The following is a 23,188-nucleotide window of genomic DNA, read 5'->3' as shown; positions in this document are numbered from 1 at the left end:
TGTATCACCAGCTCTGGCACAATCTCTGTCAGCCGAATCAAGTTAGACTAGAACGGATGCCAGCGCCGGGAATTCCTCAGGTGCTGAGGTCGGCCACGCCGCTCACGTGGTTGCGGTCGATTGCTGAGACCGGGGCTCTGCAAGCCAGTCCGGGTCTGGAACGTCAGTCGACCCGACGTCGGTGATCTCGTAGCGCCACTCGATTGAGACCGTTTCGCCGTTGTCAGTCTCGCCGGTCAGCGTCCACGCTGTCTGGCGTGCAAGTCCGTCCGAATCGACCAGAATCACGACAGTGAAATCGGTCACAGTCACGTTCCCGCCGGACCCGAACGCGCCGGCACCGAACTGCCGCCAGGTCGAGAGGTCCGAGTACTCGTAGCGGTCCACCGTGACGCCGTCGAAGGTTTCTGTCCCGACAAAGCGGGCGTCATCGACTGATTCGTAGCTGAGCGTCCCGCGGTCGACGGCGGACTGGAACGAGGTGTCGTCCTGTGGCCTGACCTGATAGAACGCTTCGCCGTCAGTCTCGTACCGCGTGTAGGCCGAGCCGTCGGCGACAAACGTCTCGAAATCAGTTCTGGCGTCCGGCCCGGACATCGTGAACGTCTCCAGCGAACGGTTCGCCTGCAGGTCCACCTGATAGGCGTTCGTTATCGTAGCCGTCTCGCCGGCCTCAGTCGTCGAGTACGACCACCTCGCGGTGAAACTGCCCGCGTCTCGCAGGAGGCGGTCCGTCGCCTCAACCGAAAGGTCGTCCCGGTCTGCCGGTGCGGCCCCGCCGTCGTCTGCATCAGTCCCGTCGCCCGCCGCCGGACCGCCGCCGAGACACCCGGCAAGGACGAGCAGTGACACCACCAGCACAGTAAGTAACCGCGTTGTCATGTCTGAGAGGAGGCTGCCACAGGAGATAAGCTAGTATGGTTGATACGACCGGCGGGGCCGGCGACGCGGCACTTGCACCTGCAAAGGCGCTACAGCCAGTCCGTGTCCGGGTCGATTCGGTTCGGCGGCGTCTCGCCGGCCAGCGCGGCTTCGACGTTCGCCGCGACGGCGGCATTGAGGTCGTCGCGAGCTTCCTCAGAGTACCAGGCCGCATGCGGCGTGACAATACAGTTGTCAAGGCCGACCAGCGGGTGGTCAGCCGTCGGCGGTTCCTCGGCGAGTACATCGAGACCCGCCGCTCCAATCATTCCGTCCTCCAGCGCCGTCCGGAGCGCCGCTTCGTCGACGAGGCCGCCACGGCCGGTGTTGACCAGAATTGCCTGCTCACGCATCGCTGCGAGCGCGTCGGCGTCTATCATCTCTGCCGTCTCCCCGGTCAGCGGCGCGTGGAGGGAAACGTAGTCAGCTCGCTCGTACAGCGTCTCCAGCGCGACCTTTTCGACATCGGCGTCGGCCATCTCCTCGGCATCGACGTAGGGGTCGTAGGCAATCACGTCGAGGTCAAAGCCACGCAGTTGGTCGCGCACCCGCCGCGCGATGGGGCCGAAAGAGACGAGGCCCAGCGTCTGGTCGCGGACGCGATGCACCGGCCGGGTTCGCTCCCAGCCCCAACCGCCGTCGCGAACGTCGCGGTCGTAGGCCGTAAGCGTCCGAACACAGTCAAGCAGTAGCGTCACCGTGTGGGTAGCGACCTCGTCGGTACAGTACTCGGGGACGTTCGTGACGGTCACGCCGTTGTCTGCCGCCGCAGACACGTCGATGTTGTCGATACCGACGCCCGCTCTCGCAACGATCTTGAGGTCGTCCAGCGCGTCAAGCACGCCGGCAGTGACCGGCGTGTTCACGTCCACGACGAGGCCCGCTGCCCCGGCAGCGGCGTCCCGGACCGCGTCCTCGTCGTCTGTCTCCGCGACGACGACATCAGCGTCGAGTTCCGCTCGCAGTCGGTCGACATCTATCATCGGGTCATCGCTTGCGACCACACGTTCCATGTTCGGAGTCAGGGCCTGAGACGGTAAAACGGGTCGAAGTCGTTCCCATCAGATAGGAATTCGAGGTCGATGATAGATTCAATACAACGAGTAAATCAGTTGATTGTTCGATCCACGTGGTTCGAGCGCTGTGATTTAAGCCACTCGACCGCCAATCCAGCGGTATGCAAATCGAGCTGCGGTTTTTTGCCAACTTCCGGGAAGCCGTCGGACAGAAAACGGTTCACCGCGAGTATGAAACGGACCTGCAGGCGGGCGATGTGCTCCGACAGCTCTCCGAGGAGTTCACAGAGATGGACCTATTTGAGGACGGCGAACTGCGAGAGTATCTGACAATCCTCCGGAACGGAAGAGACATTGCTCATCTCGATGGTCTAGAGACCCCACTGGAAGACGGAGACGAACTTAGCGTGTTCCCGCCAGTTGCCGGGGGGTAATTCCTGCGACAGTCAGTTGCCCGAGTCAGCAACAGAAGATGAACGGGTATAGCAACCCGATGCGGTCGCCGGTTTCCAGTTCCGTGTCCAGTCCGTCGAGATGTTCGTTGAACTCACCGTTGACCGCCACTCGCGCGTAGCATCTGGTCTGTTCGCCTTCGGGGTTTTTCGCCCAGTCGCCCGGCAGGTCCGCTATCTCCGGGGCCCAGCCCTCGGTGGTGGCGTCGGCTTCGGTTTCCGCGATGAGCATATCGCCCACGTCGTACTCCTGAAAGAACGCGTCGAGGAAGTCACGTAGCGTGTTCCCTTCGAACGCGTATGGCAGCGCCGGTTCGCCGACGACCCGGCGAACGTGGCCGGTGCACCTGACCTCGACAGTAGTCAGGTCCATTGCCGACGACTGTCGCTCTACTGTCTCACTGTTCATGTGTACGCTACACCCCGCCGATACAAGTCAGTAGAGACGAACATGTTCGCCCATCGCTGGGGTTTATTTGCGGCGAACTCTGTGTGGCGATATGGACAATATCGAACTGGGGATTCCGGCCGGAATTGTCGACTCGCTGCCGCCGGACAGCGAGGACACGAAACGCGACATGGAACAGGCCGTTGGTGGCTGGGAGCGGGAGCTCAACGCCGCGCTCAATACCGAAGAGCCGGCCAGCGCCGTCGTCGACCACATCGAGCAGTTCGAGAGCCGGTGGGAGGCCTACGACGAGTACGTCGTCGAACTTCGGGCCTGGGGTCAGTCACCCATCTACGCGATGGCCTGGCGCGACCTGCACGCCGCCGTCATTGCCCAGATTTACGACCACGCCGATCTGGATGAGCGCATCAACCGCGAGCGCAACGCCCGCATCGTCGACGACGGTATCCGGCCGGGGTAGACCCTCTCTGTCCGGCAGAGTGACACCTCGGGATAGCGCGGGTGTGGCAAACGAGCGCCGGACCGCCGATAAGTTTAGACGACCGCACCCGTAACGACCACACGATGGAGCGTGAACGGAGTTTTCGCGGCATCTCGGTTCGAGCCGCTATCGGGTATCTAGAGAACCTCGGCGGCGAGCAACGCGGCGAAGCAACCGTCGAAGGCGACGGCTGGGCGGCGACACTCTCAGAGGAGAAAGTCGCTATCGGCCCCAGCCTCCAACTCAACGAGGTAACAATCCAGTTCGACGGTGACCCGGAGACACTGGAGCCGCTTATCGAGAAGTTCGCACAGAAAGCAATGCGGGCGGGCGGCTGACCGGGGCGCGATGGCCGACCCGTCGTACCCAATCGAGGGGCAGATCGTCTTGCTGGCCGGCACGCAGGCCAGCGTCCCGCTCGACCGCCTCCCCGACCTGCTCGAACAGGTGCAAACGTATCTCCGGGCAAACCGGGAAACCTACGACAGAGAGTACGAACGCATCAGCGGCCCCAGAGAGGCCGATTACGTCTGCGCTGAGTCGGACCACTGGGACAGTATCGGCACAGAACTTGGACTGAGCAACCGTGAGCAGGACGCCGTTCAGCGGGCCCACGCCGCCCAGTTCGAGCGCGACGGGCGGCGGCTGGACAGAAGCGAGGAGTTCGAAACGACGCTGGAAATCAGGGCCGTACTGGCAGTCAGCTCTGAACCGTAATCGTCTCCAGCACGCGCTGGGAGAACGCCGTTTCGGAGAGGTCGCCGTTTTCGAGGTCGTCGATCCACTCGCTGTCGACTGACCATTCGCCGAGTTCGGTGTCCTCAAGATCCGTCACGGTCGCCTCGATGTCGACGCCGGACCAGTCATCAGCGTGGAGGTCCCGAAAGACGTTGATGACGCGGCCGATTTCCCGGTGGGGAATGACGGCCGCCTCGTCGGCCGAAATTGATTCATATGTGAGCCGGTACGTCTCGCCCTCGTCGGTGAAGTCGGTGACGTAAACGCCGTGGCTGGTCAGTCGGGACTCTACTTGAAATTCGAAGTCGTCGATATCTTCCTTGCGCATTAGAGAAGTGAAATGTGTTCGACGGCCGGCGCTATCTCAGTCGTCGCTCGGTGCCGCTGCGCCGCCGGAGCTGACGCCGGTTCCGGGGCCGATATCGATTCCCAGTTCGTCGAGTTTCTCGTCGGGAACGACGCCGTTCTCCCAGCCACGGACCTCGTAGTACTCGTCTTTCATCTTCGAGAGCTCCGCGAGTTCGCCTTCGGAGCCGCCCTGGGCTGGCATCGCGTGCTCGTCGCCCTCCACGAACCGGTTTGGCAGGTCGTCGTCGGACCCGTCGAAGCCTGCGAGGTTGTTGTAGTACCGTTCGAGGTTGTAGACGCGCTCGCCGGCCTCCATCAGTTCCTCCTCGCTCACGTCCAGCCCGGTCATGCCGTTGTACTGCAGGACGTACTCCTCGATACCTTCCGCGAAGGCGTTGAACTTGCAGATGTCGAAGGAGTCACTGATAGCGTGCAGGTCCTGGAAGGTAGCACACAGCTCGCCTTTGCCCTCCCACTCTCGCGGGTCAACCTTCTCCGGGATACCGAGAATTTCGGCTGCTGGGGTGTAGCCGCGCAGGTGACACGCCCCACGGTTTGAGGTCGCGTACCCGATTGCCATCCCCTTCATACAGCGCGGGTCGTAGGCGGCCATCGTCTGGCCTTTGACCGCGAGAGAGTTGGTGTGAGCGTCGAACTCCTCGGCGAGATGGTCCGGCCCCTCGGCGAGGTGGTCCGCGAGTTCCGTCTCGCGGTGGGCGATCATCTCGATCATGTCGATCATCGTCTCGGCGTCGCCCCAGTCCAGACCGTCGTCGAGTTCGTCGAGTTTGCCCTCCTCGGTCATCTCCATCGTCATCGCCATGGTGTTACCAACATCGATGGTGTCGACGCCGAGGTCGTTACACCGGTCGAGCATCACTGCAATCTTGTCGCGTTCGACGTGGCCGGAGTTCGGGCCGAGCGCCCACGCGGACTCGTACTCGTAGGATTCGGTGCGGACGTTCATCTCCTCGCCCTTGTGCATCGCCTGCACCTCGACTTCCTTCTTGCAGGCGACCGGACAGGAGTGACAGGTCGGCTCGTCAACAAGGATGTTCTCCCGGACGTTTTCGCCCGAGACGTTCTCTGAGTCGATGATACGCTCGCCGTCGCCCTCGGCGTCCGAGTACGCTCGCGTCGACGAGTACTTCCCGTTTTTCGTCGGGAGACCGTCCATCTCCTCGGTGGGATTCATCAGGACGTTGGTCCCGTACATCGAGAGTCCGCCTTCATTGGGCGCGGTCACGTCGGACTCCTGGATGACCTGCATCGCCTGCTTGTGGCCCTCCTGGAACGTCTCTTGGTCTTTTGGCTTCGGCATCCGAGTGCTGGACTTGACGACGACGGCTTTGAGGTTCTTGTTGCCCATCACGCAGCCGGTGCCACCGCGACCCGACGCGCGGTCGTCCTCGTTGACGATACAGGCGTATTTGACCTCGTTCTCACCGCCCTGGCCGATGGCCATTACGGAAAGGTTCTTGCCCAGCGAGCCGCCCTCGATTTCGTCTTCGAGGTCGTCGATAGTGTCGTGGACGCCTTGGCCCCAGAGGTGTGAGGCGTCGCGCAGTTCCACTTCGCCGTCTTCGACGAGCGCATACACTGGCTCGTCGGCCTGCCCTTCGAACAGCAGTCCGTCGAAGCCCGACCATTTCAGTCGCGCCCCGGACCAGCCGCCGTGGTGGGAATCAGTGACGGTCCCCGTCAGCGGCGACTTCGTACAGATGGCGATACGACCGCTCATCGTCACCTGTGTCCCCGTCAGCGGCCCGTTCATGAACGCCAGCAGGTTCTCCGGCCCAAGCGGGTCAACGTCCGGCCCCTGGTCGAAGACATACTTCACGCCGAGTCCGCGTGCACCGATATACTTTTTCGCGTCTTCCTCGTCAATACCTTCGTAGGCTACGTCCCCGTCTCCGAGGTCGATCCGTGCCACGTGGTCCTGAAAGCCACCAAGGTCTGTCATGGTAATACGTGACTCTCTGGCCGCGAGCAAGTTAACGGTTTGTGTTGCTAAAATACAGATATCTGACGGTTTCAGCGGTCACTTGCCCTGCGTGACCGGGTCTCATCCACAAGTCTGGTCCGAACCGTTTAAGAGTCCGAGCGGCAAACTCCGGGGTAACTCGCTGGACAACGGGCACCAGCGGGCACCTGCGTGTGCAGGTCGGGATGTGAGTCGCGCGCGCCGCGACTTGAACCACGCAACGCCCGTGGTGAATACATATGGCACGAAGCGCATATTCGTACATTCGAGATGCCTGGAAGAACCCAGGCGACGGACAGCTCGCAGAACTACAGTGGCAGCGCCAGCAGGAATGGCGCAACGAAGGGGCCGTCGAGCGCATCGAGCGCCCGACCCGCCTCGACAAGGCCCGCTCGCAGGGTTACAAGGCCAAGCAGGGCGTTATTGTCGCCCGCGTCTCCGTCCGCAAGGGCAGCGCACGCAAGCGCCGCCACAAGGCCGGCCGCCGCTCCAAGCGCCAGGGCGTCACGCGTATCACCCGCCGGAAGGACATCCAGCGCGTCGCCGAGGAACGCGCCTCCCGCACCTTCCCGAACCTGCGCGTACTCAACAGCTACTCCGTCGGTCAGGACGGCCGCCAGAAGTGGCATGAGGTCATCCTCATCGACCCGAACCACCCGGCCATCCAGAACGACGACGACCTGTCGTGGATCTGTGCTGACGACCAAGCCGACCGCGTCTTCCGCGGTCTGACCGGTGCCGGTCGCCGCAACCGCGGCCTCAGCGGCAAGGGCAAAGGGAGCGAGAAGACCCGCCCGTCGCTGCGCAGCAACGGCGGCAAGGGCAAGTAACCCACCTTTTTCCGCCTCGGGTACGCGAAGCGCACCACTCGGCGCAAAAACGTGGTCCTCGTGAGCGAAGCGAGCGAGGTGGTTCGAGACGGCATTGCCGTCTCGTCATGCCAGAAATCTTCGATTTCCGAGCAGCTCGAAAGACGAGCGAGCAACGCGAGTCTTTCGGTGGCGAAAAAGGCGAACGCTCGCTCCGCTCGCGTTCGGTGAACCGCGCTTGCTTCGCTCGCGCGGATGCCCACTGTGATTTTTGATTTCAGCTCGTATAGACATCCGGTCCTAGTGCCGTCTAGAGAGGGAGCCGACTACGCCCAGACGCCCTGTTCGCGGTCCATAATGCTGACCACAACGACGTGAGGCAGTGTGACGACAGCGATGAACACCAGATACAGCGCGACCCACTCCGGGACGGACCCCGGCGGATTTGGGACAAGGAAATATAGCCCGCCGAGGAGAGCGAGCGAGGCAGCGGTCAGCGGTGCGGCATCGCGAGCGAACCGCGCCAGTGCCGCCGATGGGTCGCGGTTCTGGAGTGCGGCAGTGGCGTCGTCGTCGACCAGCAGCAGGCGGGCGACGTGGCGCAGCGAGTGCCACAGACAGAAGTACACGCCAATAGCGAGTACCGGCGGGACGAGGGCGAAGTAGGCAAGCAGGCCCAGCGTCTCACCGGCGTCGAGCAGCCACAGCCGGCGGGCATCGGCGCGAGCGAACCCGACGGCCAGCGTCGCCACGACGAGCGCGCCGTAGGCGAGGGCGAGCGCGGTCCGCACGTCGGCCCGGAACGCCCAGCCGATAGCGGCCACGGCGTCGGGCGCGAACAGCGAGACGAGGTCCGTCGCGACGCGGCGGTACCACTCCGGGAACGCGAGCAGCGGGACTAGCATCGGCAGGCCGCCGCGGACGAGGACGGTTCCGATTCGCTGCGGGAGTGACCGGAGGTGGTCGGCGTCGGCCAGCGCGCGTAGCGCGTAGAGGTCGCCCTGCCCCCAGTGGAACCACGTCACCGCGATGAACAGGACGAAGGCCGCCGCGGGTGCGAGGAACCAGGTGACGGCGTAAGCCCCGCCAACGACGCCGTAGAGCGCGAACACGCGGGCGATAGCACGCCAGTCCGGACGCTCGCCACGGGTCCGTGCGACCGCGAGGTGGTCGACTGCGCCGTGGGGCAAGCCGAGCAGGACAGCGCTGACAACCAGCGGGGCGTACTGGAGCGCAGGTGGTATCGAGACCCCCGCGAGAAACGGAGCGACGACGGCGAGGCTAGCGACCCAGCCGGGAGCCAGTGCGACCCGGTAGCGAACCGACAGTTCGACGGCGCTGCGGTAGCTCACTCCCATCTGTCCATGAGCCAAGTATAGAGCACGACCCCCTGCACGACGAACAGCGTCGTCAGGAAGAAAAACACCGCTTCCTCAATCGGCAGGTCAAGCAGGGGAACCGTGTAGCCGGTCGTGTACTGTTTTGAAATCGTCCAGACGCCGAGTCGGATGGCGATGCTGTCGATACCACAGAGATAGGCCATTGGGACCAGTGTCGCGACGCTCACGGTCCGCCACTCGCCGACGAGGAAATGCCACCCAAACAGCCACTGAATGGCGAGAATCGGACCGCTCCAGACCAGCAGCGAGCCGAGATACAGCCCCGAATCGGAGCGCAGGAGTGCAAGGCCGGACAGCACGACGACGAGCGCAACGGCAAGCCCGACGAGTCGCGTTCGTGTTGGCGTGGCCAGCGGGCGCTCCGTGTCTACCCGAAACCGGGCCACCCACAGCCCCACCATCGCCGTCTGCAGGATGAAAAAGAGGTACTCGCCGAGGGGTATCGACCAGAACCGAAGCAGTACAGCGCCGTCGCCGTACCACCAGACGCCGCGCCGGATGAGCGCGCCGTCCCACGGCGTCGTGTAGACGAGCGCCAGACCGGTGAGGATAGCTGTTCCTGTGAGTACGTCCCGGCGGCTCCCGAGGCGGTAGGTAGCCGTCAACGCCAGGCCGGCCACGACTGGGACCACGAAGAGGGCGTGAAACTGGAGATACGTGAGGGTAGACAGCATGAGTTCAGATACAGCAGGTGGTCGAAAACGATGCCCGGCGCGTGGCTGTCATCCACGCCACGTGGGCTGCCCGTGGCTGTGAGTGTCTGTTGGCGTCTCACCGGGGCCACGCTCGGAGACAGCGCTCACGGTGTAGAACGTCGCTTCGGGGTCGCCGTTACGCCGCCAGTGCCACCACGTGCGGGCGAGGAGCCACAGCCGGCGGCGACGGGTGAGGTCCGGTGTCTCCGTCAGCACGTCGTACCCGCGGTCACGGATAAGCCGGTGGTGGTCAGCGTACAGGACCGCAGCCAGCAACACGCCAAACTGGCAGTCTTCCGGCAGGTACCGGATGCCGGCGACGCCCTCGCGGTAGAGTTCGTCGGTCCGGGCCAGTTCCTCCTGCATCACGGCGCGGAAGGCGTCGTCGACCTCGGCGTCGGCCAGTTGCTCCTCGGTGACGCCGTGGCGCTCGAGCGTCTCCTGTGGGAGATACACCCGGCCGTAGTCGTGAATGTCCTCACGAACGTCCCGCAGGAAGTTCGAAAGCTGGAACGCTTCGGCCAGTGCCGTCGCGTGGGGCAGGGCCTCCTCCTTCTGTGGCGGGTCCATTACCTCCGTCATCATGTGGCCGACGGCGACGGCAGAACCGCCCATGTACTCACGGAGGTCCTCAAACGTCTCATAGCGGGCCTGTGCGATGTCCATCTCCATCGCGTCGATGAAGACGTTAATCGTCTCCTCGGAGATGTCGTGACGGTCAGCCAGGTCCTGAAACGCCGCCATGACTGCCTCGTGGTCGGTTTCTTCCGGGTCGATGTTCCCGAGTGCGGCCTCGCGAATCACCTCCAGTTGCTCGTGCTGAACGGTCGGCGGCGGCCCGTCCGTCTGGTCGACGACCTCGTCCGCAACCCGGAAAAACGCGTACATGACGTACGTCGGGTGGCGGATACGCTCCGGAAGCAGACGCGTCGCAAGGTGGAACGTCCGTCCGGTTTCCTGCTGTATCGATTTGCTGGTTTGGATGTTATCGGAATGCATTGAAAGCTATCGGGCGGTCATTCGGCGGGCGATGCGTCGCGCGCTTGTCGGCAGGCTGTCCGTAATAGTCCGGTCGGTCCGTGAGTGCGCCGCTATCACGGGGGTCTGTGTCCCGTCGGTTCGCCGGTGACAAACAGGACACTGGTTCGGTATCACTACATGTATATACGGTTGTTATCGGTATAAGCAGACTACCAAACTGCTTCGGGAATCGCGTCAGGCGTCCGACACCGGTAAGGGGGTTCGGAATCACGAGTTACCAGTTTTCAAACACTTCTTCCAGTAGCTTTCGCTCACCCGCACGGAGGTGCTGGTGGAACGTCGACGGGCAGATATCCATCGACTCGGCCAGTTGCTCACCGGAGACATCACGTGGCCAGTCGAAAAAGCCGCCGAGGAACCCTTTCCGGAGCGCCGTTAGCTGGCGGTTCGTGAGACGTTCCTCGACGTTTGCAATGAATGCCTGCCGGGAAACGGGCGGTTCGTCCCGCTCTCGCACCGAAAGCAGTTCCGTCTCCGGATACTGGTTTCGGACCTGCTCGACCACGCTTCGGGTCTCCATCGACGCCGGAAGCGTGACGGTGACCGTCGCTTGTCGCGGTTCGACGAGAATGTCGCCCGTCTGGGCTCCGCGGTCGGCGACGACCGAGACGACCGGTGGGTCCGAGACGGTGAACTCGAACAGCGCCGCCGAGTCCGACGTCGAGACGTGCGAGACGCCCGACACCTGCGGGTGGTCGGCGGCAACGGCACAGACCGCCGAGGGGTCGTCCGTCTCGACGAGGAAGAACATCACCGTTTCCTCACCGTTGGGGACGCTCCCACCGTACTCCATCGAACAACCGAGTTCGCTTGCCACGTGAATATAAAAAACGTCGGGGTCGGTGACCTGCAGTTCGAGTTCCGTGACGTTGTCGGCGGTCAGCAGCCGGCTGGTCTCGCGAGCATCGATAGCCGCCGCGGTGGCCCGGCCGATGGTTCCCAGCACGGCCTGTTCTCGGGGATCAAACACGTCGTCGCTGTCGGCATAGACGGTGAGCACGCCGTATAACGATTCGCCGGAGACGAGCGGCACGGCCGCGACCGATGCCACGTCGGAGTCAGCAAGCCGGCTGTGTTGCTCGTCGATACCACCGGTCACGACCTGCATCTCCTCGGTACGAGCCGCCTCCGCGACCGGGTCGTCGGCGTCAAGTGGGATAGATAACGAGGTCGGTCGGTCGGCTGACAGGGCCGTCGACGACAGCGTCTCGTCTCGCAAGTCGAGTTCGGACACCCAGGCGAACTGGTAGGAGTCGACCGTGGCCAGCCGGTCACAGACGGTCTGCTCGATGGCCTCCCGCGAGTCGACGGTCAGTACGTCGCCCATCACCGCCTTCAGCAGCCCGTCGACCCGGTCGACGAGTTGCTTGAGGTTCTGGCGTTCGGCCTTCAGCTCTTCGCTCCGTCGTTCAGCCGCCAGTTCGGCGAGTTTCCGCTGGGTGATATCGATGTGTGCGACGACTGCGCTCCCGGCCTCATCCTCCGGAAGTGGTGCGACCCGCATCAGAAACCACTGTTTCTCCTCCGGAGAGTGACACGGGTACTCCATCGTGAACAGGTCTTGCTCACCGTCGATGACCGACTCGATGCCGCCGACTGCCTGTCCGGCGTATTCGTCGGCGTCGACATCGGTTGTCGTGAAGTAGTTCGTCCCCTCCATCTCCCCGTCCTCGTCGCCCGCGAACTCCCGCCAGGCGCGGTTCGTGAACAGGATCGTTCCCTCGTCGTCGAGGACAGCGATGTTGATGGGTAGCGTGTCCAACGTCGAGTGAGCGAGTGTCTCTGGTGGCTTCATTCAGTGTCCCTGGCTCCGAATAGCCGATACCCTGTGTAGTGGCGGCGGGTGAATAAACGTGTGGCCCGAAAACGGGGGACTGTTGCCTGTGCGAAAAGTTCTAAACGATGTCGCCCGCAACGCGTAGGTATGTTCGGGTCCCGGAGTTCCCGGGGGGAGTCAGTCACTTGCATCGCGTGTGGCGAGTCCATCCCACGGTCCGAGGCCCGCGAGTACGACAAACACGGCGACCGGTGGGACCGTCGAAACAAGACGTTCGAGCATCTCTGTAAAACCTGTTTTGCCGAGCTATGCCAGCAACCACGAGATGGGCTCGAGACGACACTTGACGCCGCCGGAGCCGGCGAGGCCGATCAGAAGACGTTCCTGAGACGGTTCCGGGAACTCTCCGAGGGCGACGCTCGCAGGGACTGAGACGCAGGGGTCACGGCCCAGTCCCACCCCGACAGCCCTAACTACGCCCTGTTCGTACCGGGTGACATGACTACAGAGGACGCACAGGCGGCCGCCGGGACCGCCGAGGGGCAAGGCCCCGTCGAGATCGACCCGGAGATGGCACGACATCTGGAGAACAAACGCGAGGAACTGTTCGAGAAGTTCGGCATCCCCGACGAGTTCCCGCCCGAGGTACTGGAAGAGGCCAAGGAGCGCACGAAGGGCGTTCAGGCGGAGATTGAAGACGAGGTCGACGAGCGGCAGGACCTCCGGGAGATGACCACCTGGACGACTGACCCCATCGACGCGCAGGACTTCGACGATGCCATCTCCATCGAGGAGCGCGAAGACGAGATCGTTCTCTGGGTCCACATCGCCGACGTGACCCACTACGTCAACCCCGACACGAAGATGTGGGAGCAGGCCGTCGAGCGCGGGAACACCGTCTACCTCCCGGCCTACACCGTCCACATGTTACCACCCGTCCTCGCCGAGACGGTGTGTTCGCTGGTCCCCAACGAGGACCGTCTGGCCCACACCGTCGAAATGCACCTCGACAAGGAGAACCTCGGCTACGAGGAGATCAATATCTACAAGTCCGTCATCCGCTCGGATGCCCGGCTGACCTACACCGAAGCCGAGCGCCTGCTGGATGAGCCAGAGACCGCAGAAGACGTGCTGGAAGACCAGAGCGTCGACCTCGCGGAGAAGACCGAGCGCGTCTGGGAACTGGCCGACCGGATGCACGAGCAGCGCAAAGAGGAGGGGTCACTCGTCCTCAATCCTGCCCGTGACCGCGCGCACACTATCATCGAGGAGTGTATGCTGAAGGCGAACAAGGCCGTCACGCACGAGCTGATGTGGAACCGCGGCGTCGAGGCGATGTACCGCGTCCACCCACAGCCGAGCCCCGACGAGTGGGACGAAGCGCTGGTCGAAATTCAGGAACTTGACGGCGTCTCTATCCCCGGCGACGCCTGGGACGACCCACGGAAAGCCGTCAACGCCACGCTCGAACAGGCCCCCGGTCGCCAGCTCGATAAGATCCAGTGGGCCGTGATGAAGGTGATGCCGCGCGCGAAGTACATGAACGACCCCTTCGGCGGCCACCACGCCCTGAACTTCGAGATCTACGGCCACTTCACCTCGCCGATTCGCCGCCTCTCGGACCTCATCAACCACTGGATCGTCTATAGTAACGACGTGCCCGAGGACCTCATTGCGCTGTGTGACCGCGCCAGCGACCGCCAGAAGGACGCCGAGCAGTGCGAGCGCGAGTACAAGAACTTCCTGCAGGAGGTTGGGCTCGATCCGTCGGCAGTCAACAACCGCGGTATCGAGGTCGTCGAAAATCCTGATGACGAAGACGAGGATGAAGACGCTGAAGCCGATGCCGCCGACGCAGCCGTTGAAGAGTAACGGCTAGCTAAAGTATCGGGTTCTGTTGTGCATGGTTCTGCAGCTACGGCCGTCGGGAGCCAGAAAGCCCCCACGCCATCGACTCCCGCGGCTCGCTGCGCGCGCTTCGCGTGCTTACGTCGCCGGGGTTCGTCGATGGCGCGGCCCCTTTCGGTCCCACCCAGCCTGGATTGGGCAACCGGCTACGGGTGGGACTGAAAGGGGCCTGTCGCTGGGCGTTCGAGACGACGCAAGCACCGCAACGAAGTGAGGAGCGCAGCGAGTCGCAGTAGCCCAGCGACAGGGGGCTTTCTGGCTGTTCAAACTCCAGCTCCAGGGCGAAACCGTACCAAACAACCATTCTAGAGAGTCGCGCATAGCAACAGCAAGACCTTTTCACAGTCGGTGCGGCACTGCCCGTATGTGCCCTCCAGCACCCGCAATCGTCGCCGAGGGGTTGACAAAGCGTTACAGCGGCGTCTCGGCAATAGAGTCCCTCGACCTGACGGTCCCTCGCGGAAGCGTCTTCGGCTTTCTCGGCCCGAACGGCGCGGGCAAGACCTCGACGATTCGAATCCTGACGACGTTGACGAACCCAACAAGCGGCACCGCACGGGTGGCGGGCGAGTCGGTCGCGGACCGCGCCGCGGTGGTCGAACACATCGGCTTCCTGCCCGAAGAACCCCCGCTGTACGACGAACTCACCGGCCGCGAGCAGCTGGAGTACGTCGCCGGCCTGCGCGGGCACGAGGACTGGGACCGCGTGGAGTCGCTGCTCGACCGATTCGACCTCGATACGGACGCCGACCGGCGCGTCGAGACGTACTCAAAGGGGATGAAACAGAAGCTCGGTCTCGTTCAGGCGCTGTTGCACGACCCTGATGTCCTCTTCCTCGATGAACCCACCTCGGGACTTGACCCGCGGGCGGCCCGGACGGTGCGTGATACCATCAGCGAAGTCGCGGCCGCTGACACGACGGTCTTTCTCTCGACGCACATCCTGCCCGTCGTCGAGGAGTTAGCGGATACCGTCGGCGTCCTGTATGACGGCGACCTCGTCGCGGAGGGGTCTCCTGAGGAACTGACCGGCAGCGTCGAGTCCGGGAGCACACTCGAAGACGTGTTCCTCGACGTGACCAGCGAGCACCCGGGTGAGCGATGAGGCGACCGAACGGACGGCGGATGCGACTGATCGCACAGACGGAACTGCGGCGCACCTGGCGCAAGCTCATGGGCACGGCGCGCGGGACGCTCATGTTACTTGGCGGAGGACTGGGCATCGTCATATACAGTCTCGCTATCGGCGTGATGGCGTTCTTTTTCGGCGGCGCCCTCACCGGCAGCGACACCCAGACGGTTAGACTCGCGACGACGGCGGGCATCGTCGGGCTGCTCGGACTCGTCGGCTTCTTCACACTCCAGCATACGGTGAAATCGGCCGGCGAACCGGACGCTGCCGACGGTCTACTGACGACGGTGCCCTACGAGGACGCGGCGGCCGGGCTGCTCGCCGCCGAGATCGGTCGAGTGTTGCTCGCGCTCACCATCCCGATTCTGGCGCTGGTGGGCGGACTTGCAGTCGGTGATGCTGGGGTACTCGTCGCTGTCGTGGCGCTGGTCGGGTCAGTCGCGGTCACCCTGCTCGGGACGGTCCTCGGATTCAGTCTAGGGCTAGTGATAAAACTGGTCGCGAACCGCTCGGCCTTCATCGCGCGGCATCGAGCGAGCGTCGGGGCTGCCGTCTCGCTCGTCCTGCCGCTTGGCTGGGTTGCGATGACGACTGTCCCGACGGTACAGTTTCGCGTGCTCCAGCTGGCGACCCAGTCCCCGCTCTCGTGGCCTGCTGACGTGGTCCTGCTCGTTCTGGGGGCCGGTGGCGATCCGGTCGCTGCCACCGTCGCTACGGTGGGGATTCTCAGCGCGCTCCCGGTCGGCGTGGTTGCGTGTCTGTGGCTGGCTGCGCGGGCTTGGTATGTCGATCCGGTCCAGCCTGACTACGAGTTCGACGCAGACAAGCAGACACTCTCGGACCGTCTGCTGAGAGGACGGGTCTCGACGGCGACCCGCGTGGTCGCCCAGAAGTCGTGGCTCCGTGCCAAGCGAGCGCCCATTTCCGTGCAGTTCGCGATCATGCCGTTTTTCTTCCTGGTGTATCATCTCCAGATCGTCATTCTGGAGCGAGTGGTCCCGCCAACGCTCCCCCTCAGCGCTGGCCTCGCCAGCGCGGCGGCGTTCGGGGCCGCGTTCTCGCTCAATCCGCTCGGCGGCGAGGAAGGAGTGCTGCCGCTGACACTGACCGCCAACGTCTCCGGCCGGGCGTTCGTCACCGGACTCGTCCTTGCGGGCGCACTCCCCGGTGTCGTGGTGACGACGCTACTGGTCGTCGGTCTCGGTGTCGCCGCCGGAACGCCACCGGTCACGCTCGCTGCCGGACTCACAGTCGCACTGGCCGCAACCCTCGCCGCACCGGCTATCGCCGTCGGAGCCGGCGTCGTGTTCCCGAAGTTCGAGTCGTCATCGGTGCAGGGCCACGAAGTAGTGGTTCCAAGCGGCTGGGCGTTCGGGCTGTACTTCCTCGTCCTCGGCGTGGCCGTCGCGCCGGGGAGCCTGACGTACCTGCTCGCCGTTCGTGACCTGTTCGCACTCTCATTCGACAAAACCTGGCTCCTCGGCGGGGGGCTGGTGGTGAGCATTGGAATCGCCAGCGCTGGCGCTGTCGCGGGGTTCCTCTATGCCGCTAACCGCGTTGCAACATACCGGCTGGATTAGCAGACCGGCTTCGGGTCCAGCCCCATCGCCTCCAGCGTCTCTGCGTAGTCGTCGTACGCCGCTCCAACGGCCTCCGTCGCGGCCGCCGCTGCCGTCTCGCGCTCGGATTCCGAGAGGTGTCCGAGGGCAGTTTCCCCGTCGTCGAGTGCCGATGCCTCGCGTCGAATCTCGCGGAACGTATCGGCCCGCTGTTCGTCAGCCTCGTTGATGAAGAAGCTCACTACCTGCAGATAGAACCGGTCGGCGACCAACGGGGCAGCGATGAGGCCGGCCCCGACGCGCCGTGCAGTCCCGCTAACGGTTTCGAGGTGGTCGATGAACCCATCGGGGTCACCGGCGTCTACGTCGATGCGGTCTGCCCGCTCGGCCGCGGCCTCGGCGGCTCCCTCAAACTGCGTCGCCACGTCGCTGTCCGCCTCGGCGGCCCACTGGCCGAGGGCATCTGCAAGCCCTGACTCGCGTGTCGCCGCTGTTGTGAGCACCACCTCCGTCTCCAGTGTCGCATCTGTTGCTGCGATAAGCACCTTGTCCGAGCCCAGTCTGTCTCGCTCCGTCTCAGTCTGGTCACGGACGGCGTTGATAGTAGCTCCAGCGTCCATACCTCCGCTGGGCGCGGCAGGGGCTTGAAATCCCCGCCCGATTTATCCACCGGGGAGCGCTACAGTCGGTATGGCCGAGGACTACCCTGACCCGCCGACGGACCCGCCGTCACTATCGGCAGCGACGTTGCAAGCGAAGCTGGACGCCGGTGAATCGGTCCGGCTGCTCGACGTTCGCGACCGTGGCGAGTACGAGGAGTGGCGACTCCGCGGCGAGTCGGTAACAGCAACACAGCTCCCCTTTACCAAATTTCTCCAGGCGAAGGTGACCGGCGAAGTGGACAGCCTCGTCGCCGAGGTGGCCGGCACCGGCCCGATAACGGTCGTCTGTGGCCGCGGCGAAGCCAGCGCCTTCGTCGCCGGCCTACTGACTGAACACGGTGTCGAGGCGCAGAACCTCAGCGACGGCATGGAGGGGTGGGCGCGGCTCTACGAAGCCCGCAAGATTTCCTGCGACGCCGCAACCGTCCTCCAGTATCGCCGTCCGTCATCTGGCTGTCTCGGCTACATGATCATCAGCGACGGGTCGGCCGCCGTTGTCGACCCGCTCCGGGCGTTCACCGACCGGTACAGCGCCGATGCCGCCGACCGCGACGCCTCGATCACCCACGCTATCGACACGCACGTCCACGCCGACCACATCAGCGGCGTCCGCCGCCTTGCCGTAGAGACCGGTGCCGAGCCGACCCTTTCCGAACGGGCGGTCGCCCGCGGTGTCGACGACGTGACCGCACTGGCCGCCGCCGAAACGCTACGCGTCGGCTCGGCCACACTGGAGCCTCGTCCCCTACCCGGGCATACGACCGGCATGACCGGCTTCACCGTCGGCGACGTGCTCCTAGCCGGCGACAGTGTCTTCCTCGACAGCGTCGCCCGCCCAGACCTCGAAGCCGGAGCGGACGGCGCTCGTGACCTCGCCCGCGACCTCCATCGCACGCTGACTGACCGGCTCGCAGCACTCCCCGATGAGACACTCGTTGCCCCGGGCCACTACAGCGAGTCGACGGTGCCGTCTGACGACGGTACGTTCACCGCTCCTCTGGGAGCTCTCCGCGACCAACTCCCGGGATTCACGATGGACCGCGAGGCATTTGTCGAGTACGTCTGTGACGACATCCCGCCGCGCCCCGCCAACTTCAAACGGGTTATCGCCATCAACCTCGGAACGGAGACTGCCGACGACGACACCGCGTTCGAACTCGAACTCGGCCCGAACAACTGCGCCGCTGCGCCGACGGACACAGTGTGACACCGCCACGAGAGAGTCGTAGCTACAGTGGGAGCCGCTTGCGAATCTGGTCGAGAATCGATTCGTCTTCGTCCGGCAGTGACTCCCCAACCACGCCCTCTCCTGGCAGAATAACGGTCCGTTCCCCGTTGTCCTCGACCTCGATGAGGTCGTCTGCCTTGAGAGCCGCGAGTGCATCCTCAATGCGGTCAATATTCTCTTCCGTCCGCGACCGAAGCTCGAAGACAGTCATCCCCTCATCGCGGCGGTCAGCGAGCGCATCGAGCACCGCAACCTCTGTGTCGTCCCGGTCGCGATACTCCGGCTTCGCTCTCATATCTCCCTCTAAAACCGGCTAGGTCTAATCTCTGTCCCTCGTGAATCTAATCTGGGAACTTGATCTGACGCGTTATAAACTGTTGAATTGGTAAGGCTGACCCCCGAGCGAAGCAGTCGTCAGCGACAAACTCGCTGTGACTTATCATTCCGAACCGAGTGATTCGCTACCGTCCCTTTTCATGGTAAGCTGGCCCCTCTTCAGTGGTAGAGCCGTACTTTGCCATGAAGACTCTGAGCGACCACTCGTCGGTATAGTACTTGTACGCCCAAATGTATTTGATGTGAGTCGTTTCAAACACTCCGCCGTCCTCCGTAGTGAACGTCACATTAACTGTATCGGGTATGTACGTGTGGTCCCGTTCTGGAAGGTGGCCATTGTTATAGTCTTCTACGATGGCGTAGTACTTCCAGAGCGGGTTTAGCCGGTCATTTCGGGTCTTAGTGAAGTTTGTAGTATCACGCATTTCAACTGTTATATGGTACGAGTCATTGTCAGGGAAAGCCTCCATCTCAGCAGAACGGTTCTCCTCGTCTGAATCGTATAGATACTGGATGTTCTCATCGAATTCCTCAAACTTCTCTGCCTTGCTGAGATCGCCTTCAGTAGTAGATTCGGTTTCCGTTTCAGTTCCTTCGGTAGCTACTAGCGTACTCTCGGTTTCCGTTGGCTCAGGCGTTTGGGTCTCAATAATCTCTGGCGTGGGTTCTGGCGTCTGCGTCGGCGAAACTGTCTTTTCCGCTGGTCCGCTGCCTCCCGCGAACGCAGAGCAGCCGGCAGAGATCATTAAGAGTGTAATGGCAACAGAGCCAACGATAGTTCTAGTCTCACTCATGGTTTTGATTCTCAATGTTGAGGTCTGTTTCCTTGTTTTTTTCAGAAGGTGAGATATTCAGAGTTTCAGTCAGGGTTGGCGTTGGTTCTGGTAACGTGCCAGTTGCTGATCCGTCGCCGTCCACTCCCGCAGATGGTGAATCATGTACAGTCTCGCCACCGGCGCTCAAAAATGCGATTCCGCGGACAAGGACGGTGAAGACAGCCACGTAGGCGAACGCGGTCAAGATGCTAACGTACTCCTCTCCGGACTGGATGCCGGGTATCGGTGTTTCCTTATTTGCATACCAATGGGCGTCCGTCCACACGATAAGCGGAGCGGTGACTGGGGGTAAGAGAGTGCCTGCAACCGTCGCTAACAGGCAGGCGACTACCCCTTGTGTCTTGTTCTTTGCATTCATTATATTTGGATTTTATTTATTTTAACCTATATATTTTAATTCCGAAGCCATATGTGAAAGCTGTTACCAAAAACTCCACCCTCCGCCACCGTCACCGCCACTGTCATCATCATCGTCGCTATCGCCTCCGAACCAACTCCCGCTGTCACCGTCGTCATCACCACCACTGTCGTCATCATCGTCGTCACCGCCACCGATTATGCCGTCAAGGAAACCCCCCTGATCATCGTTATCGCTGCCTCCACTATCATCATCGTTACCGTTGCTATCATCATCGTCACTACTACTGCCGTCATCGTATGACCAGTCATATCCACCGTTGTCATCATCGTCATCGTCTCCGCTATCTGGGTTCATTAGGTTATTTGGCACGCTGGATGCTGGACGAGTACTACGACTCTCATCGCTGGAGCCGCCATCATTGGAACTGCCGCCATCATCAACATCAATGAAATCGTCCTGATTCTCTTCGTGTTCCTTTATTTCTTCTTTTCGTTCATCGACAGTCTCCTCACTGAACGTACCGCCGTAACCGTCCTCAGAGTACTTGTTCATATTGTCTTCCGCGATGATCTTGGTGAGTTCATTCTCCACGTACACCCACAGACCGTCCCGGCCGTCAGTATCGACGATGGTATCCTCGATGGTCATGGCAGCACTCGTACAGCCCATGTTTTCACCGTCAACGTAGTAGTTCCCGCTACCGCCCGGACAGTTGTTGCCACCGGCGCTGCCACCGTTGCCAGACGAGTCGGCGACCTGAATCGTCCGATTGGCGACGCCACGCCGTCCGTCGGCATCGTAAGCGATCACACGGACGGATACAGAGCCGGAGTCGTTGAACGTGTGCGTAATGGTCGAGGTGGCGTTCTCACCGGCGAGTCGCGTCTGGTTTTGGGCGGTGCCGTTGACGACCCAGGCGAGCGTTCGGAGGTCGGCATCGCCGGCAGTTACGTTGGCAGTCAGATTCCGCCGGAGGCCAGCGGGTACCGCAGACGGGGCCGACATCGAGACTGACGGCCCACCAGCGGCCACCACGTCGACGTGGAGCGTGTCCGAGCGCGACGCTCCGTCGTCATCAGTGACGGTGACAGTAACGTTGTACTGGCCGGTGTCGGCCGGTGAAAACGTCGTCTGGACGCAGGTCGGGCAGTCGGGTGTGCGTGTTGTGCCGTCCGGCATTTCGATGGACCACTCGGTATCTTCGATTGTGCCGTCGGGGTCGCGCGAGCCGTTAGCGTCCAACTGGACCGTCGTTGCTCGCTCGACGGACTGGTCCAGTCCGGCGTCGGCAAGCGGTGGCTGGTTGCCGGTCGCCACCGCTGTCCCGCCGAGAAGTGCCGAGAGGGCGAGGGCCGACACCACGAGTGTCGCGGTCCGGTGCATTAGCGTAGCGTAACATCTGTATCAGTTATAAAATTTCACAAACTAGGCTGAAATTAATATAACGCCGTCGCGAAACAGGTAGTATCCTGTCAGGAATGGTCGAGCCAACGGGCAGGGTTTAAGTACGCCACGGTGGGAAGTTCTGGCAATGGGTCTCAAATGTTCCGTCCTCGGGCACAAGTACGGTGAGACCACCGTCGAGCGCGAGCGCGAAGAGCAGGGTAGCGAAGTCGTCATCACCATCCAGGAACGGGAGACCTGTGAGCGGTGTGGAAATACGCGCATTGTCTCGGAGAACAAGGAGGTAACGGCTATCGAGACGCCGTCGGATATCGCTAGCGACCTCGTCGAAGACGAGTCCGAATCCGAAACGGCGGAAACCGAGTCACCGCCGGAAGACGAGCCGGCTGACAGCGCGGCCGAACCCACTGACGAGGGAACGGAGCGCTCGGACGGCTGGGATAGCGTCGACGATCCGGTCAAAGCGCCGGGAGATTCGGGAGTCGGCGACAATGGCGGAGACGACGAGCCGGTTGATCCGTCGGCCGACGACGCCGAGATTATCGATGACAGCGACAGCGAGGGAAGCGGCGACGTGGAACTGGACGAGCCGACGACGACGGTCGACATCCCGGACGCCGAGAGCGAGGAGCCGGTAACCGAAGACGAGACTGATCCGGAGAAAGACGACGGGCTCATTCTCGGCGAGGAAGCGGAATCGGAGTCGACCGGCGACGACCGCCAGCCCGGTGAGTGGCCTGATGAGCCAGGAGACGACGGGGACGGCTGGTCGCCGGAGACGATGCCGGTCGATTCCGGAACGGACGACGATTCGGGTGTTGAGTCAACCAGCGACAGTGCCGTGACGGTTCCAGAGGGCGAGTTCGCCTGTCCGGAGTGTGGATTCACCACAGAGGTCGAATCGACATCGTTGCGCGCCGGGGACTTCTGTCCGGAGTGTCACAAGGGGTCACTTATCACCCGTGGCGAGGAGTGAACGCAAAGGGTAAGACAGCCCCTCGCAAAAACTCGCCCATGCGAGAGTACAAGATGCGACGGGGCGAGCATCTCGAAGACCGCGTCCCTGACATGGAAGCGTTCGTCGAGGAGTACTTCGGCGAAGTAACGGATACAGAAGACTACGAGGGCAACGACCTGCTAGTCGTCGACGACCCCGACAACCCCGTGTTCGACCGGGTCGTCGCGGGTCGCGTCGAGTACGGCTCGAAGAAGGACAAAATCGCGCTTCATATCGATGAGCGACCGGCGGAGGACGTCATCGCAGAGGGCAACGTCGATGCGGCCGAGGACGCTGTCGCCATCAAGAACGATTTCCTGGAGGAGGCGACCGACCGCGACGCAAAGGCACGACGTGATTCGCTCAAGCGCTCGGTCGAGGACGACGCCGACGCCCCGGACAACGTCTAACGACGGCCATCGGGCGCACGCAGTCCGTGAGTGCTGGCAGGCCGATACTGCGCTATCGTGTCCAGCCCGGCCCGCGTAGCTGTTCGGAAATTCTTCGATACCGTACACTGCCAGTATCACTCAGCGTCAGACGGGCGTCACATCTAAATACGCTTGTGGCATACATTCACATACGCCCCACCCGGAGGCGCACACAAGTATCCGGGACACGAGACACCACTCGTGATGCCACGGCAGCGGATTCCGGGGCAACCTGTCATAGTTTGTCCGCCCGCCGGAGCGGA

The 23,188-nt window shown here is 62.7% G+C and carries 26 protein-coding genes; 12 read left to right on the top strand and 14 right to left on the bottom strand.

Annotated elements, in window-relative coordinates; all coding sequences use genetic code 11:
* Positions 1 to 102: 102 nt before the first annotated feature.
* Complete coding sequence (locus tag BDK61_RS05125; RefSeq protein WP_121302479.1) at positions 103 to 882, bottom strand: DUF7537 family lipoprotein; 780 nt, start codon at positions 880 to 882, stop codon at positions 103 to 105.
* An 89-nt stretch (positions 883 to 971) separates the two neighbouring features.
* Positions 972 to 1,934 carry a C-terminal binding protein gene (locus BDK61_RS05120; RefSeq protein WP_004958355.1) on the bottom strand — a complete coding sequence of 321 codons (963 nt, stop codon included), beginning with the start codon at positions 1,932 to 1,934 and terminating at the stop codon, positions 972 to 974.
* Positions 1,935 to 2,098: 164 nt separating this feature from the next.
* On the opposite strand from BDK61_RS05120, the gene BDK61_RS05115 reads away from it, so the two are divergent.
* Positions 2,099 to 2,371, top strand: coding sequence for a ubiquitin-like small modifier protein 1 (locus tag BDK61_RS05115; RefSeq protein ID WP_004958357.1), 273 nt, complete (start codon positions 2,099 to 2,101; stop codon positions 2,369 to 2,371).
* A gap of 25 nt (positions 2,372 to 2,396) precedes the next feature.
* Here BDK61_RS05115 and BDK61_RS05110 read toward each other — a convergent pair whose 3' ends face one another.
* Entirely contained in the window at positions 2,397 to 2,798 is a 402-nt protein-coding gene (locus tag BDK61_RS05110) for a MoaD/ThiS family protein (protein ID WP_121302478.1), read from the bottom strand.
* Between the two features lie 91 nt (positions 2,799 to 2,889).
* Here BDK61_RS05110 and BDK61_RS05105 point away from each other — a divergent pair, with 91 nt between their 5' ends.
* The 3 genes from BDK61_RS05105 to BDK61_RS05095 all read left to right on the top strand — a co-directional run bounded on the left by BDK61_RS05105 (position 2,890) and on the right by BDK61_RS05095 (position 3,996).
* The gene (locus BDK61_RS05105) at positions 2,890 to 3,258 is read left to right on the top strand and encodes a hypothetical protein (protein WP_004958360.1); all 369 of its coding nucleotides are present in this window, start codon (positions 2,890 to 2,892) and stop codon (positions 3,256 to 3,258) included.
* Between the two features lie 104 nt (positions 3,259 to 3,362).
* Complete coding sequence (locus tag BDK61_RS05100; RefSeq protein ID WP_004958362.1) at positions 3,363 to 3,617, top strand: hypothetical protein; 255 nt, start codon at positions 3,363 to 3,365, stop codon at positions 3,615 to 3,617.
* A gap of 10 nt (positions 3,618 to 3,627) precedes the next feature.
* Positions 3,628 to 3,996, top strand: coding sequence for a hypothetical protein (locus tag BDK61_RS05095; RefSeq protein ID WP_004958364.1), 369 nt, complete (start codon positions 3,628 to 3,630; stop codon positions 3,994 to 3,996).
* On the opposite strand, the gene BDK61_RS05090 is transcribed toward BDK61_RS05095, so the two are convergent.
* Complete coding sequence (locus BDK61_RS05090) at positions 3,980 to 4,345, bottom strand: hypothetical protein (protein ID WP_004958366.1); 366 nt, start codon at positions 4,343 to 4,345, stop codon at positions 3,980 to 3,982. The two genes, BDK61_RS05095 and BDK61_RS05090, sit on opposite strands and share 17 nt — an antisense overlap.
* A 36-nt stretch (positions 4,346 to 4,381) precedes the next feature.
* Positions 4,382 to 6,328, bottom strand: coding sequence for an aldehyde ferredoxin oxidoreductase family protein (locus BDK61_RS05085; protein ID WP_007188672.1), 1,947 nt, complete (start codon positions 6,326 to 6,328; stop codon positions 4,382 to 4,384).
* A 260-nt stretch (positions 6,329 to 6,588) separates the two neighbouring features.
* On the opposite strand from BDK61_RS05085, the gene BDK61_RS05080 reads away from it, so the two are divergent.
* Positions 6,589 to 7,179, top strand: a complete 591-nt coding sequence (locus tag BDK61_RS05080; RefSeq protein WP_004958369.1) for a 50S ribosomal protein L15e — start codon at positions 6,589 to 6,591, stop codon at positions 7,177 to 7,179.
* Positions 7,180 to 7,484: 305 nt separating this feature from the next.
* Here the strand turns inward: BDK61_RS05080 and BDK61_RS05075 are convergent, their stop codons facing one another.
* The 4 genes from BDK61_RS05075 to BDK61_RS05060 all read right to left on the bottom strand — a co-directional run bounded on the left by BDK61_RS05075 (position 7,485) and on the right by BDK61_RS05060 (position 12,089).
* Positions 7,485 to 8,510: a Brp/Blh family beta-carotene 15,15'-dioxygenase gene (locus BDK61_RS05075; protein WP_208644660.1), complete on the bottom strand. Its 1,026-nt coding sequence runs from the start codon at positions 8,508 to 8,510 to the stop codon at positions 7,485 to 7,487.
* A complete protein-coding gene (locus BDK61_RS05070; RefSeq protein WP_007188668.1) occupies positions 8,507 to 9,232 on the bottom strand; it encodes a lycopene cyclase domain-containing protein in 726 nt (241 codons plus the stop codon). The genes BDK61_RS05075 and BDK61_RS05070 overlap by 4 nt, the downstream gene beginning before the upstream one ends.
* 48 nt (positions 9,233 to 9,280) lie before the next feature.
* On the bottom strand, positions 9,281 to 10,252 hold the full coding sequence (locus BDK61_RS05065) for a phytoene/squalene synthase family protein (protein WP_004958374.1): 972 nt from the start codon (positions 10,250 to 10,252) through the stop codon (positions 9,281 to 9,283).
* Positions 10,253 to 10,508: 256 nt separating this feature from the next.
* Positions 10,509 to 12,089: a bacterio-opsin activator domain-containing protein gene (locus tag BDK61_RS05060; RefSeq protein WP_004958376.1), complete on the bottom strand. Its 1,581-nt coding sequence runs from the start codon at positions 12,087 to 12,089 to the stop codon at positions 10,509 to 10,511.
* A gap of 129 nt (positions 12,090 to 12,218) precedes the next feature.
* Between BDK61_RS05060 and BDK61_RS05055 the strand changes: the two genes are divergently transcribed.
* The 4 genes from BDK61_RS05055 (at position 12,219) to BDK61_RS05040 (ending at position 16,691) form a co-directional block, all read left to right on the top strand.
* On the top strand, positions 12,219 to 12,503 hold the full coding sequence (locus BDK61_RS05055) for a DUF7562 family protein (RefSeq protein WP_004958380.1): 285 nt from the start codon (positions 12,219 to 12,221) through the stop codon (positions 12,501 to 12,503).
* 66 nt (positions 12,504 to 12,569) lie between these two features.
* Entirely contained in the window at positions 12,570 to 13,943 is a 1,374-nt protein-coding gene (locus BDK61_RS05050) for an RNB domain-containing ribonuclease (protein WP_004958383.1), read from the top strand.
* A gap of 400 nt (positions 13,944 to 14,343) precedes the next feature.
* Positions 14,344 to 15,084 (top strand): ABC transporter ATP-binding protein, encoded by a 741-nt coding sequence (locus BDK61_RS05045; RefSeq protein ID WP_121302476.1) that lies wholly within the window; start codon positions 14,344 to 14,346, stop codon positions 15,082 to 15,084.
* Between the two features lie 20 nt (positions 15,085 to 15,104).
* Complete coding sequence (locus BDK61_RS05040; RefSeq protein WP_208644659.1) at positions 15,105 to 16,691, top strand: hypothetical protein; 1,587 nt, start codon at positions 15,105 to 15,107, stop codon at positions 16,689 to 16,691.
* Here BDK61_RS05040 and BDK61_RS05035 read toward each other — a convergent pair.
* Positions 16,688 to 17,290, bottom strand: a complete 603-nt coding sequence (locus BDK61_RS05035; protein WP_121302475.1) for a transcription antitermination protein — start codon at positions 17,288 to 17,290, stop codon at positions 16,688 to 16,690. The genes BDK61_RS05040 and BDK61_RS05035 overlap by 4 nt on opposite strands.
* Positions 17,291 to 17,360: 70 nt before the next feature.
* On the opposite strand from BDK61_RS05035, the gene BDK61_RS05030 reads away from it, so the two are divergent.
* Positions 17,361 to 18,539 carry an MBL fold metallo-hydrolase gene (locus tag BDK61_RS05030; RefSeq protein WP_121302474.1) on the top strand — a complete coding sequence of 393 codons (1,179 nt, stop codon included), beginning with the start codon at positions 17,361 to 17,363 and terminating at the stop codon, positions 18,537 to 18,539.
* Positions 18,540 to 18,561: 22 nt separating this feature from the next.
* Here BDK61_RS05030 and BDK61_RS05025 read toward each other — a convergent pair whose 3' ends face one another.
* From BDK61_RS05025 to BDK61_RS05010, 4 genes are all read right to left on the bottom strand, one after another.
* Positions 18,562 to 18,855 carry a DUF6432 family protein gene (locus BDK61_RS05025; protein WP_004958397.1) on the bottom strand — a complete coding sequence of 98 codons (294 nt, stop codon included), beginning with the start codon at positions 18,853 to 18,855 and terminating at the stop codon, positions 18,562 to 18,564.
* Positions 18,856 to 19,021: 166 nt separating this feature from the next.
* Positions 19,022 to 19,690, bottom strand: coding sequence for a hypothetical protein (locus tag BDK61_RS05020; RefSeq protein WP_121302473.1), 669 nt, complete (start codon positions 19,688 to 19,690; stop codon positions 19,022 to 19,024).
* Entirely contained in the window at positions 19,683 to 20,090 is a 408-nt protein-coding gene (locus BDK61_RS05015) for a hypothetical protein (protein ID WP_121302472.1), read from the bottom strand. Before BDK61_RS05015 ends, BDK61_RS05020 begins: the two co-directional genes overlap by 8 nt.
* Before the next feature lie 63 nt (positions 20,091 to 20,153).
* Positions 20,154 to 21,476, bottom strand: a complete 1,323-nt coding sequence (locus BDK61_RS05010; RefSeq protein WP_121302471.1) for a PKD domain-containing protein — start codon at positions 21,474 to 21,476, stop codon at positions 20,154 to 20,156.
* A gap of 148 nt (positions 21,477 to 21,624) precedes the next feature.
* Here BDK61_RS05010 and BDK61_RS05005 point away from each other — a divergent pair, with 148 nt between their 5' ends.
* Both BDK61_RS05005 and BDK61_RS05000 read left to right on the top strand, forming a co-directional pair.
* Positions 21,625 to 22,473 carry a DUF7093 family protein gene (locus tag BDK61_RS05005; protein ID WP_121302470.1) on the top strand — a complete coding sequence of 283 codons (849 nt, stop codon included), beginning with the start codon at positions 21,625 to 21,627 and terminating at the stop codon, positions 22,471 to 22,473.
* Positions 22,474 to 22,511: 38 nt separating this feature from the next.
* Entirely contained in the window at positions 22,512 to 22,904 is a 393-nt protein-coding gene (locus tag BDK61_RS05000) for a DUF5611 family protein (protein WP_004958411.1), read from the top strand.
* Positions 22,905 to 23,188: the final 284 nt, after the last annotated feature.

The organism is Haloarcula quadrata, assembly GCF_003634715.1.
In the GTDB taxonomy this organism is placed as follows: Archaea; Halobacteriota; Halobacteria; order Halobacteriales; family Haloarculaceae; genus Haloarcula; species Haloarcula marismortui.
This window is presented reverse-complemented; position numbering and strand designations above follow the sequence as displayed.

Excerpts from the sequence above, each read along its gene's own strand:
- BDK61_RS05125 (WP_121302479.1), bottom strand. The coding sequence starts at position 882 with ATGACAACGCGGTTACTTACTGTGCTGGTGGTGTCACTGCTCGTCCTT.
- BDK61_RS05120 (WP_004958355.1), bottom strand. The coding sequence starts at position 1,934 with ATGGAACGTGTGGTCGCAAGCGATGACCCGATGATAGATGTCGACCGA.
- BDK61_RS05115 (WP_004958357.1), top strand. The coding sequence starts at position 2,099 with ATGCAAATCGAGCTGCGGTTTTTTGCCAACTTCCGGGAAGCCGTCGGA.
- BDK61_RS05110 (WP_121302478.1), bottom strand. The coding sequence starts at position 2,798 with ATGAACAGTGAGACAGTAGAGCGACAGTCGTCGGCAATGGACCTGACT.
- BDK61_RS05105 (WP_004958360.1), top strand. The coding sequence starts at position 2,890 with ATGGACAATATCGAACTGGGGATTCCGGCCGGAATTGTCGACTCGCTG.
- BDK61_RS05100 (WP_004958362.1), top strand. The coding sequence starts at position 3,363 with ATGGAGCGTGAACGGAGTTTTCGCGGCATCTCGGTTCGAGCCGCTATC.
- BDK61_RS05095 (WP_004958364.1), top strand. The coding sequence starts at position 3,628 with ATGGCCGACCCGTCGTACCCAATCGAGGGGCAGATCGTCTTGCTGGCC.
- BDK61_RS05090 (WP_004958366.1), bottom strand. The coding sequence starts at position 4,345 with ATGCGCAAGGAAGATATCGACGACTTCGAATTTCAAGTAGAGTCCCGA.
- BDK61_RS05085 (WP_007188672.1), bottom strand. The coding sequence starts at position 6,328 with ATGACAGACCTTGGTGGCTTTCAGGACCACGTGGCACGGATCGACCTC.
- BDK61_RS05080 (WP_004958369.1), top strand. The coding sequence starts at position 6,589 with ATGGCACGAAGCGCATATTCGTACATTCGAGATGCCTGGAAGAACCCA.
- BDK61_RS05070 (WP_007188668.1), bottom strand. The coding sequence starts at position 9,232 with ATGCTGTCTACCCTCACGTATCTCCAGTTTCACGCCCTCTTCGTGGTC.
- BDK61_RS05065 (WP_004958374.1), bottom strand. The coding sequence starts at position 10,252 with ATGCATTCCGATAACATCCAAACCAGCAAATCGATACAGCAGGAAACC.
- BDK61_RS05060 (WP_004958376.1), bottom strand. The coding sequence starts at position 12,089 with ATGAAGCCACCAGAGACACTCGCTCACTCGACGTTGGACACGCTACCC.
- BDK61_RS05055 (WP_004958380.1), top strand. The coding sequence starts at position 12,219 with ATGTTCGGGTCCCGGAGTTCCCGGGGGGAGTCAGTCACTTGCATCGCG.
- BDK61_RS05050 (WP_004958383.1), top strand. The coding sequence starts at position 12,570 with ATGACTACAGAGGACGCACAGGCGGCCGCCGGGACCGCCGAGGGGCAA.
- BDK61_RS05045 (WP_121302476.1), top strand. The coding sequence starts at position 14,344 with ATGTGCCCTCCAGCACCCGCAATCGTCGCCGAGGGGTTGACAAAGCGT.
- BDK61_RS05040 (WP_208644659.1), top strand. The coding sequence starts at position 15,105 with ATGCGACTGATCGCACAGACGGAACTGCGGCGCACCTGGCGCAAGCTC.
- BDK61_RS05035 (WP_121302475.1), bottom strand. The coding sequence starts at position 17,290 with ATGGACGCTGGAGCTACTATCAACGCCGTCCGTGACCAGACTGAGACG.
- BDK61_RS05030 (WP_121302474.1), top strand. The coding sequence starts at position 17,361 with ATGGCCGAGGACTACCCTGACCCGCCGACGGACCCGCCGTCACTATCG.
- BDK61_RS05025 (WP_004958397.1), bottom strand. The coding sequence starts at position 18,855 with ATGAGAGCGAAGCCGGAGTATCGCGACCGGGACGACACAGAGGTTGCG.
- BDK61_RS05020 (WP_121302473.1), bottom strand. The coding sequence starts at position 19,690 with ATGAGTGAGACTAGAACTATCGTTGGCTCTGTTGCCATTACACTCTTA.
- BDK61_RS05015 (WP_121302472.1), bottom strand. The coding sequence starts at position 20,090 with ATGAATGCAAAGAACAAGACACAAGGGGTAGTCGCCTGCCTGTTAGCG.
- BDK61_RS05010 (WP_121302471.1), bottom strand. The coding sequence starts at position 21,476 with ATGCACCGGACCGCGACACTCGTGGTGTCGGCCCTCGCCCTCTCGGCA.
- BDK61_RS05005 (WP_121302470.1), top strand. The coding sequence starts at position 21,625 with ATGGGTCTCAAATGTTCCGTCCTCGGGCACAAGTACGGTGAGACCACC.
- BDK61_RS05000 (WP_004958411.1), top strand. The coding sequence starts at position 22,512 with ATGCGAGAGTACAAGATGCGACGGGGCGAGCATCTCGAAGACCGCGTC.